Below are 9741 nucleotides of genomic sequence, written 5' to 3'. Positions count from 1 at the left end.
CTACCCTTTTAATTACCCTTTTGTTGAAATGTATTGCGATTCAGTGAGTATCACTTTTTACGAAATGGCTTAACGGAGCGTTTCACACTATCAGTTGCTTTCTAATGATATAGTGTAGTAAAATAGAAAAATGAAGAAGAAATATTTGATTTTAGCTGCTTGGCTTTTAGTCGTTGCTATCTTTTTTGTCATGACACCAAAATGGCATCATAGTGTTCGCTTAGAAGAAAGTCAGATTATCCCAAAAGTCACAACAACAAACCAGGTGCTTGCTGTTCCAAAAGGTGATATTCCTAGTTTACTTGCAGATAGAGAGACAACAGTTGTCGTGATTTTGAATGCTAAAAATACAGCGCTCAATAAAAAATTCGATCATTTTGTCAATCAGGAAGCAACCTTAGGCGTTTCACGGCCAATTTACATCTTCCAGGAACTTTACCATGATAAGTTTGTGGCGGGCTTGAAGCTTGACAATGCTGTGATTAGCATCGTGCGTTTTGATGGCACAAAACAGGTTGCGACCTGGAAAATCACGGATAAGACCCAGCTTGACCAAACTTTTCTCAAAAAACTAAAGGAGTTTTCAAATGAAAAATAAAAAAATGGTGATCACAATCGCCGTCATCGTCGTGATTGGGTTGCTCTCGATCTTTGTCCCGAAATTTGTCAAGCAGCAAGACAAGGTCAAGTCTGCTGACGTCAAAATCGGTGTGCTCCAGTACGTGACGCATCCCGCATTGGACGAAATCTACAAAGGAATCAAGCAAGGCCTATCTGACGAGGGCTATGCCAATGCGAAAATCAACTTTTATAATGCGCAAGCCGACCAGTCAAAAGTGACCACCATGTCAAATCAGCTAGTCGATGAAAAAAATGATGTTCTGATTGGCATCGCAACACCAACAGCACAAGGACTTGCCAATGCAACAAGTAAAATCCCAGTCATCATGGGCGCTGTATCAGATCCCGTTGGCGCAAAGTTAGTCAAAAATGTCAAGAAACCTGAAGGCAATGTGACGGGCGTCTCTGACAAGTTCCCAGTCGCAAAAGAAGTCGGATTGATCAAAGAAGTGACACCAAATGTCAAAAAAATCGGTGTTTTATATAGTTCGTCAGAAGACAACTCAAAATCTCAAGTTGCTGAGTTTAAAAAAGCAGCAAAAAAAGAAGGCTATGACGTAACAGAGTACGCTGTTTCGTCAACAAACGACATCACAACAACCGTAAACGTTGCGCTGTCAAAAGTCGATGCCATCTATGTGCCAGTCGACAACACCATTGCCTCAGCTTTTCCAACAGTCATCGAGCTTTCAAATGCTGCGAAAAAACCCGTCTTTCCATCAGTTGACACCATGGTGGCACAAGGCGGTCTTGCAGCTGTGACCATCAACCAACGTGATTTAGGAATTGCCACGGGTAAAATGGCAGCACAAGTCCTCAAAGGTAAATCAGTTTCAAGTTTGCCAGTTGAGTTTTATGATGCAACAACACCAGTCATCAATAAAGATACGGCAAAAACGCTTAATATCACTATTCCAGAGACAGTCGTTAAGGCTGCTGATGCTGCTGCAGAGAAAGGGGCTAGCTAAAGCTCGCATATGATACTTTCTACTATCAATCAAGGTCTACTTTGGGCCATTTTAGGTCTGGGAATCTTTATGACCTTTCGGATTCTAAACTTTCCTGACATGACGACTGAAGGCTCATTTCCTTTGGGTGGTGCAGTTGCGGTCACGCTGATTACAAACGGTGTGCCACCAATTATTGCTACCATTATCGCATTTGTCGCTGGCTGTGGCGCTGGACTTGCGACGGGGCTACTGTATACAAAGGGGAAAATTCCGACGCTGCTTGCTGGGATTCTCGTCATGACGTCGTGTAATTCGATCATGCTCATGGTCATGGGTCGCGCTAACCTCGGCTTGCTGGGCAGTGCTAAGCTCAAAAGTACTGTGGTCAGTATCGTTGCTGTCATGATTGTCATTGCTGTCATGCTATATTTTTTGAACACGAACTTGGGTCAGGCATTTATCGCAACAGGGGATAATGTGGAGATGGCGCAGTCGTTTGGCATCAATACAGACCGCATGGAGCTTCTAGGACTTGTCATGTCAAATGGTGTCATTGCACTTTCTGGTGCACTAATTTCCCAAAATGACGGCTATGCTGATGTCTCTAAAGGGATTGGCGTTATCGTGATTGGTCTTGCAAGCATTATCATTGGTGAAGTTTTCTTTGGCAATGTGTCCATGTTTGAGCGTTTGCTTGCCATTGTTATTGGCTCAATTTTTTATCAATTTTTGATATTGGCTGTGATTAAACTTGGCTTTAATACCAACTATCTCAAGCTTTTCAGTGCGATTGTTTTAGCGATTTGTCTCATGATTCCAACATTGAAAGATAGATTTTTCAAGGGGGTGAAAGTCAATGCCAGCTGAGAAAACCCCGATTATTTCGCTAAAAAATGCAACTAAAATCATTGAAAACGGTGATGAGCGCAAGGTGATTTTGGATAATGTGACACTTGATATTTATGAGCAGGATTTCATTACGGTACTAGGTGGTAATGGTGCTGGGAAATCGACTTTGTTTAATGCCATTTCAGGCACGCTGACATTGAGCTCAGGGCAAGTCATCATCAATGGTCAAGATGTCACGAGAAAATCACCCGAAAAGCGTGCCAAGGACATTTCCCGAGTCTTTCAGGATCCTAAAATGGGCACAGCACCTCGGATGACGGTCGCTGAAAATCTTGCAATTGCAGCGCTTCGTGGTAAAAAACGCAATCTAAAACTGCGTAATATTGCTGCTTATAAAAAAGAGTTTTCTGAGATTGCTGAGCAGATCGGAAATGGTCTAGAAAAGCATCTGGATACGCCAACGGGTAATCTTTCAGGTGGTCAGCGTCAGGCTTTGAGCTTACTTATGGCAACGATTGTGGCGCCTGAATTATTACTGCTTGACGAACATACGGCGGCGCTTGATCCAAAGACGTCGGTTGCCCTCATGAATCTGACAGAAAGTCTTGTCATCCGGCAAAATCTGACGGCGCTCATGATCACACATCGCATGGAAGATGCACTCAAATATGGTAATCGCTTGATTGTCATGAAAGATGGCAAAATTGTCCAAGACCTTGCTGCGGATGAGAAATCGCAGCTGAAACTAGAAGATTTCTATAGGATATTTGACTAATATGACAAAACTAATTCAACGTGTATCCCGTGTCATTCTTGCTTTCTTTGCGCTGATTTTTCTCTTTATCGGCGCCATGAATTTTCAGCGCTATCTGACGGAGCATAAGGATCCAAAAACTGCCGTCATAGGACTTATTGTCCGACATGATGACGAGAAAGTGGTCCGTTATCAGTACAAGGGCAAGACATACAGTACTGCGCCTGTTGCTAATGTGCTTAAAAATTTCGGAAAAGTAGGCACGCGACCAAAAGTATATGTCAACAACCATCATCCTGAAAAAATTTACATGAAGGCTGGTGCTACTGGACTTTTGATACTTTCCTCAGTGATGATTGGCTGGGCGCTTTTGATTGGGCTTGTCCTCTTTTTCGAGTTTTGGTTCATTCATCAACTCAAGGAAATGCGGGCTACATCTGACGAAAATATAGAAAATGAAATCACTAGTCAAACAAACAAAAAGGAGTAATGATGCAAGAACAAACATTTTTTATGATCAAGCCTGATGGCGTAAAGCGCGGGCTTGTCGGTAAAGTGCTAGGTCGGCTTGAAAACCGTGACTTTAGAATTGAAGACTTACAAATGCGCATGATTACGCGTGAGTTATTAGAAGCGCATTATGCGGATTTAGTTGATAAATCTTTTTTTGAAGGGATTGCGACATTTATGATGTCAGGTCCTGTTGTCACAGGTATCGCAAGCGGTCCAGATGTGATCAAGTCTTGGCGGACGATGATGGGCGTGACAGATCCAGTGCTTGCTTTGCCAGGTACGATTCGTGGTGATTTTGCAAGGGCACAGGAAAATGGTGCAATCCAAAATATCGTTCATGGGTCAGATAGTCCTGAGTCAGCTCGGCGTGAAATACAGATCTGGTTTGGAAAATAAGCCAGTTAGTGTCAAATCTTGTCGCGAGACAAGGTTTTTTATTTCCATAATTTATGGTAAAATTGAGCTATGACTATTGACTTAAATGAAATAAAAACACGGCAGAAAAATATTCGAAATTTTTCGATTATTGCGCATATTGACCATGGGAAATCAACGCTTGCTGATAGGATTTTAGAGCAGACAAAGACTGTCACGGCGCGTGAGATGCAGGCGCAACTTTTGGATTCGATGGATTTGGAGCGTGAGCGCGGCATTACCATCAAACTTAACGCAATTGAGCTGAATTATAGTGCAAAAGACGGTGAAGACTATACGTTTCACTTGATTGACACGCCAGGGCATGTCGACTTTACCTATGAAGTGTCACGGTCGCTTGCGGCGTGTGAGGGCGCGATATTAGTGGTGGATGCAGCGCAAGGTATTGAGGCACAAACGCTTGCAAATGTCTATCTGGCGCTTGACAATGACCTTGAAATATTGCCAGTTATCAACAAAATCGACTTGCCAGCAGCTGATCCTGAACGTGTGCGCAAGGAAATCGAGGATGTGATTGGGCTTGACGCCTCAGAAGCGGTGCTTGCATCAGCAAAAGCGGGCATCGGTATTGAAGATATCTTAGAGCAGATTGTCGAAAAAGTACCAGCACCACAAGGCTCTGTTGATAATCCACTCAAGGCCTTGATTTTTGACTCAGTTTACGATGCCTATCGTGGCGTTATTCTCCAAGTTCGTGTCATGGACGGTATTGTTAAGCCAGGCGATAAAATCCAGCTCATGAGTAATGGTAAGACATTTGACGTGACGGAAGTCGGCATTTTCACACCTAAAACAGTCGGACGCGAGTTTCTTGCGACAGGGGACGTTGGCTATATCGCAGCAGCGATTAAGACGGTTGCTGATACGCGAGTTGGTGATACCATCACCCTTGCTGACAATCCTGCAAAAGAGGCATTACACGGCTATAAACAACTGAATCCAATGGTTTTTGCAGGGATTTATCCGATCGAGTCAAATAAATACAATGATTTGCGTGAGGCGCTTGACAAGTTACAGCTTAACGATGCAAGTTTGCAGTTTGAACCTGAAACGTCTCAGGCGCTGGGATTTGGCTTTCGCTGTGGCTTTCTTGGCTTGCTTCACATGGATGTTATCCAGGAGCGTTTGGAGCGTGAGTTCAACATTGATCTGATCATGACGGCACCAAGCGTGGTGTATCATATCAATACGACTGACGGCGAGATGATTGAGGTCGCAAATCCGTCAGAATTTCCTGACCCGACGCGTGTTGACAACATCGAAGAGCCATTTGTAAAGGCACAGATTATGGTGCCACAGGACTATGTAGGTGCTGTAATGGAGCTTGCCCAGCGTAAGCGTGGCGACTTTGTGACCATGGATTATCTCGATGAAAATCGGGTTAATGTCATCTACCAAATGCCCTTGTCAGAGATTGTTTTCGACTTTTTTGACAAATTGAAATCAAGCACTAAGGGCTACGCTAGCTTTGACTATGAAATCTCAGAGTATCGCAAGAGCTCGCTTGTTAAGATGGATATCATGCTAAATGGTGAACGTGTGGATGCGCTGAGCTTTATTGTGCATAAGGAATTTGCCTATGAACGCGGCAAAATAATCGTGGATAAACTCAAAAAAATCATCCCACGTCAGCAGTTTGAAGTACCAATACAGGCAGCCATTGGTCAGAAAATCGTTGCGCGTAGTGACATCAAGGCTCTGCGTAAAAACGTCCTTGCCAAATGTTACGGTGGTGATATTTCCCGGAAACGCAAGCTCCTTGAGAAACAGAAAAAAGGTAAAAAGCGCATGAAAGCGATTGGCAATGTCGAAGTGCCACAAGAAGCGTTTTTGAGTGTTTTGAGTATGGATGACGAGTGAAAATAACGATTTTTTAAAACGAATCAAAACTGATTCGTTTTTTTTTTGTTTTTTTGATGTCATATACTTGACTTAAAGTATGGTTTAAGGTGTAGAATGAACACTAAAGGAGTAAAAAAATGACAAAAGGTTATGCAATGCAGGATTTGGCAGATGCGTTCAATCTGCCATTAACAACACTTGAGCATTATCGTGAGCAAGGATTGATGCCAGTACGTGAAAAATATACGACTGAAGAAAAAGATGAGATTGCAACAAAACTGAATCGGACCTACACGATGCAGGAGATTGCAGCAGCCTATAACCTCAGCGAATCATCTCTGCGTTACTACGATAAACAAGGTCTGCTACCTTTTCTTGAACGTTCATCATCAGGGCATCGTATTTTTACGTTAGCACAGAAGTATTTGCTTGAAACCGTGATTAAACTCAAACTAACAGGGATGCCAATCAAGAAAATTCGTCACTATATTGATCTGGTCGTTGTAGGTGATGAGACAGTTAGTGAGCGTTTAGTCTTAATGCAGGCGCACAAGGAAAATGTGTTATCACATATCAAGTTGTTAGAGGAAAATTTAGAAGGTGTCGACATAAAAATCGCACGCTACACAAGAAAGGTTAGGAAACAAAATGAAAACAGCATTAGTGACAGGAGCAAATAAAGGAATTGGATTTGAAATCGCAAAGCAACTCGGTTTGAGTGGCTGGCGAGTAGTCGTAGGTGCGCGTGATGCATCACGTGGCAAAGCCGCAGTTGCAACTTTAAAAGCGTTAGGAATCAGCGCGAGTTGGCAAGCGATTGACTTGACTGATAGTGCGACTTTGGATGCTGTAGGAAAACAACTTGAAAATTCAGACTTGAGCTTACTTGTGAACAATGCGGGTATTCCTGGTAATCAAGAATTGATTGGCTATGACACGCCGTTAGCAGATTTACGATCAACAATGGAGGTGAATTTTTTCGGTACCTTTGCATTAACTCAGGCACTTTTACCAATACTTGAAGCTAGTCACGGGCAAATCGTCAATATCACGGTGCCAACCAGTCCGAATGTTTTTTTGAATCCATTTGCTTATAAGACTTCTAAGGCAGCGCAAAACACGATGACGACTTCAATGGCCTTGTGGCTTGAACATGAAAATCAAACGACGACGATTGCTGGCATTCATCCAGGGCCTGTGACAACGGACTTGAATGGCAACATGACAGGTGACTTCATGCAAGATGCGCCAACGGTTGGTGAGAAAATTGTCGCTTTGATCAATAATGGCTTGGCTAATGGGACGCTGGTGGAACTAGATGGGATGGCAATGCCATAAAATGAGATTTTGAAAAAGAGAACTATAACAGTTCTTTTTTTGTATAAAGATACTATTTTAATATTTTTTTGCATAAAATATCAGATTTCACTTGACAATTGCAATATTATACATTAAAATTGAATATATATTCAATAAAGAGGTGATCAAGATGAAAAAAATAGCAATTGTTGGGATTTCTGGGTATTCTGGTTTAGAGTTATTAAGACTATTACACGGCCATTCTGAAGTTGAAATCGATGGTGTTTATGGCACATCAAATATTGGTACATCATTAACAAGTATTTTTCCAAAACTTGCATTTTTTCCAGAATATGCAAGTCTGACGATAAAAGCATTTTCTGCGTCAGAAATCATGGCGACGTCTGATCTGGTCTTTTTTGCAACGCCTGCTGGTATTGCGTCTGAGCTTGCGCGTGAGCTGATTTTAGCTGATTTTCCAGTTATTGATCTGTCGGGTGATTTTCGGCTGCAAGACGTCAACCAATATGAAAAATGGTATAAAAAATCAGCCATTCATAGCGATCTGCTGTCAAAGGCTGACTATTTATTAGCGGATTTTGATACACCACAGCAAAACTACATCTCAAATCCTGGGTGTTATGCGACGGGAACTTTGCTGAGTTTGGCACCACTTTATCAGAGCAAGGTTGATTTGATTGCTTACGATAGTGTCATTGTTGACGCCAAATCTGGCTTGTCAGGCGCAGGTAAGAAGCTGACAGACAGCAGCCATTTTGTCAATGTAAATGAAAATGTTAGCATGTATAAACTCAATCAGCACCAGCATATTCCTGAGATTTTCAATAAATTGAAGTCTTGGCAAAATCAAACGCTGCCTATCCAGTTTACAACGTCGTTGATTCCAGTCAATCGTGGCATTTTCGTCTCAAGCTATGCGAAACTTGCAAAAAATATTACGTTTGAGCAGGTTGTTTCCGCCTATCATGAGCTTTATGACGATAAATATTTTGTTAGGGTGTTTGATCAAGGTCATCTGCCTGACTTGCATCAGGTTGTCGGTACGAATTTCACGGACATCGGTCTTGACTATAATCCTCTGACAAATACGCTGACTGTCGTTACTGTGATTGATAATCTCGTCAAAGGAGCTGCTGGACAGGCGATTCAGAACATGAACCACTTTTTTGGATTTGACGAAAAAGCAGGGCTTGACCTCGTGCCAATATTTTAAAAATGAAAGATGGTAGTAAAGATGACTAAAATGACTGAAATAAAAGGCAATATCGCCTCACCAAAAGGATTTGTGGCAGACGCGACGCACGCTGAGCTCAAGTTTCAAAAGCTTGACATGGGGGTTATTCTATCAGAAGTGCCCGCAGCGGTAGCAGGTGTTTTCACGACAAATAAAGTGTCAGCAGCGCCCGTAAAGCTGGATAAAACAGTTGTGGCAGGCGGTGTGGCACAGGCGATTATCGTGAACTCGGCGATTGCCAATGCCGTAACAGGCGAAGAAGGGCTGATTAATGCGAAAAAAACACAGCGCCTGCTTGCTGAAAAATTTGATCTGGATGCAAAACACGTTGCAGTTTGCTCAACTGGCGTGATTGGCAAGCAGTTGCCGATGGATAAAATTGCGCTTGGCATTTCAAAACTTTCTGCAACAAATGGGCATTCTGACGGCTTTTCTGAGGCGATTCTGACGACGGATTTGGTCAAAAAAGAAATCGTCTATCAAGTCGAATTGGGTGGAGAAGTCGTGACAGTAGCAGGGGTCTGTAAAGGCTCTGGGATGATCCATCCCAACATGGCGACCATGTTAGGATTTATCACAACTGACGCCAAGATTGCGCAGCCGTTGCTGCAAGAAATCCTGTCAGAAGTCATCGAAGTGACTTTTAATCAGATCACGGTGGACGGGGACACGTCGACAAATGATACAGTGCTGGTCCTTGCAAATGGTCAAGCTGGAAACGCTGAAATCACAGCTGACACTGCGGATTATGACGGTTTTAAAGCTGTTTTAGCTGCTGTATGTCAAACCTTGGCAAAGAAAATTGCGGCAGACGGCGAAGGTGCTACAAAGTTGATAGAAGTCAATGTTACAGGTGCGCCAGATGAGTTGTCAGCTCGCATGATTGCCAAACACATCGTAGGCTCTAGCCTTGTCAAAACGGCTATTTTTGGAGCTGATCCAAACTGGGGACGGGTGATTTCAGCCATTGGCCAGGTTGCGCCGTTTGAGGTGCCAGATATTGAACTTGAGATTCAGAGTGACCTGGTTTTATTGCATTCGACACCTGTTGATTTTGATCAGGCTGAGCTGTCAGAAAAGCTCAAAGAGAAAATTGTCGTGATTGATGTTGAACTAAACAATGGTGATAAATCAGGCACTGCTTGGGGATGTGATCTGACCTACAAATATGTCGAAATCAATGCTCTTTACCATTCATAAGCATACAAAATAATAACTAATAG

11 protein-coding genes are annotated in these 9741 nt (G+C 42.7%); all 11 read left to right on the top strand.

The window, feature by feature from the left end; all coding sequences use genetic code 11:
* Positions 1-130 precede the first annotated feature (130 nt).
* The 11 genes from Hs20B_RS06625 (at position 131) to argJ (ending at position 9718) form a co-directional block, all read left to right on the top strand.
* Complete coding sequence (locus Hs20B_RS06625) at positions 131-598, top strand: hypothetical protein (protein ID WP_172356831.1); 468 nt, start codon at positions 131-133, stop codon at positions 596-598.
* Entirely contained in the window at positions 588-1589 is a 1002-nt protein-coding gene (gene trpX, locus Hs20B_RS06620; RefSeq protein ID WP_172356829.1) for a tryptophan ABC transporter substrate-binding protein, read from the top strand. Before Hs20B_RS06625 ends, trpX begins: the two co-directional genes overlap by 11 nt.
* Positions 1590-1598: 9 nt before the next feature.
* Positions 1599-2438 (top strand): ABC transporter permease, encoded by an 840-nt coding sequence (locus tag Hs20B_RS06615; RefSeq protein ID WP_172356827.1) that lies wholly within the window; start codon positions 1599-1601, stop codon positions 2436-2438.
* Positions 2428-3195, top strand: coding sequence for an ABC transporter ATP-binding protein (locus Hs20B_RS06610; RefSeq protein ID WP_172356825.1), 768 nt, complete (start codon positions 2428-2430; stop codon positions 3193-3195). Before Hs20B_RS06615 ends, Hs20B_RS06610 begins: the two co-directional genes overlap by 11 nt.
* Before the next feature lies 1 nt (position 3196).
* On the top strand, positions 3197-3664 hold the full coding sequence (locus Hs20B_RS06605; protein WP_172356823.1) for a hypothetical protein: 468 nt from the start codon (positions 3197-3199) through the stop codon (positions 3662-3664).
* Between the two features lie 2 nt (positions 3665-3666).
* Entirely contained in the window at positions 3667-4083 is a 417-nt protein-coding gene (ndk, locus tag Hs20B_RS06600) for a nucleoside-diphosphate kinase (protein ID WP_172356843.1), read from the top strand.
* Positions 4084-4152: 69 nt separating this feature from the next.
* Complete coding sequence (gene lepA / locus Hs20B_RS06595; RefSeq protein WP_371863849.1) at positions 4153-5982, top strand: translation elongation factor 4; 1830 nt, start codon at positions 4153-4155, stop codon at positions 5980-5982.
* Between the two features lie 119 nt (positions 5983-6101).
* On the top strand, positions 6102-6644 hold the full coding sequence (locus tag Hs20B_RS06590; protein ID WP_172356821.1) for a MerR family transcriptional regulator: 543 nt from the start codon (positions 6102-6104) through the stop codon (positions 6642-6644).
* Positions 6613-7302 (top strand): SDR family NAD(P)-dependent oxidoreductase, encoded by a 690-nt coding sequence (locus Hs20B_RS06585; RefSeq protein WP_172356819.1) that lies wholly within the window; start codon positions 6613-6615, stop codon positions 7300-7302. The genes Hs20B_RS06590 and Hs20B_RS06585 overlap by 32 nt, the downstream gene beginning before the upstream one ends.
* Positions 7303-7453: 151 nt before the next feature.
* A complete protein-coding gene (gene argC / locus Hs20B_RS06580; protein ID WP_172356817.1) occupies positions 7454-8497 on the top strand; it encodes an N-acetyl-gamma-glutamyl-phosphate reductase in 1044 nt (347 codons plus the stop codon).
* Between the two features lie 30 nt (positions 8498-8527).
* Entirely contained in the window at positions 8528-9718 is a 1191-nt protein-coding gene (argJ, locus tag Hs20B_RS06575; protein WP_172356815.1) for a bifunctional glutamate N-acetyltransferase/amino-acid acetyltransferase ArgJ, read from the top strand.
* The last annotated feature ends 23 nt before the right edge of the window (positions 9719-9741 follow it).

The sequence above is a fragment of the Pseudolactococcus insecticola genome (genome assembly GCF_011170065.1).
In the GTDB taxonomy this organism is placed as follows: Bacteria; Bacillota; Bacilli; order Lactobacillales; family Streptococcaceae; genus Pseudolactococcus; species Pseudolactococcus insecticola.
This window is presented reverse-complemented; position numbering and strand designations above follow the sequence as displayed.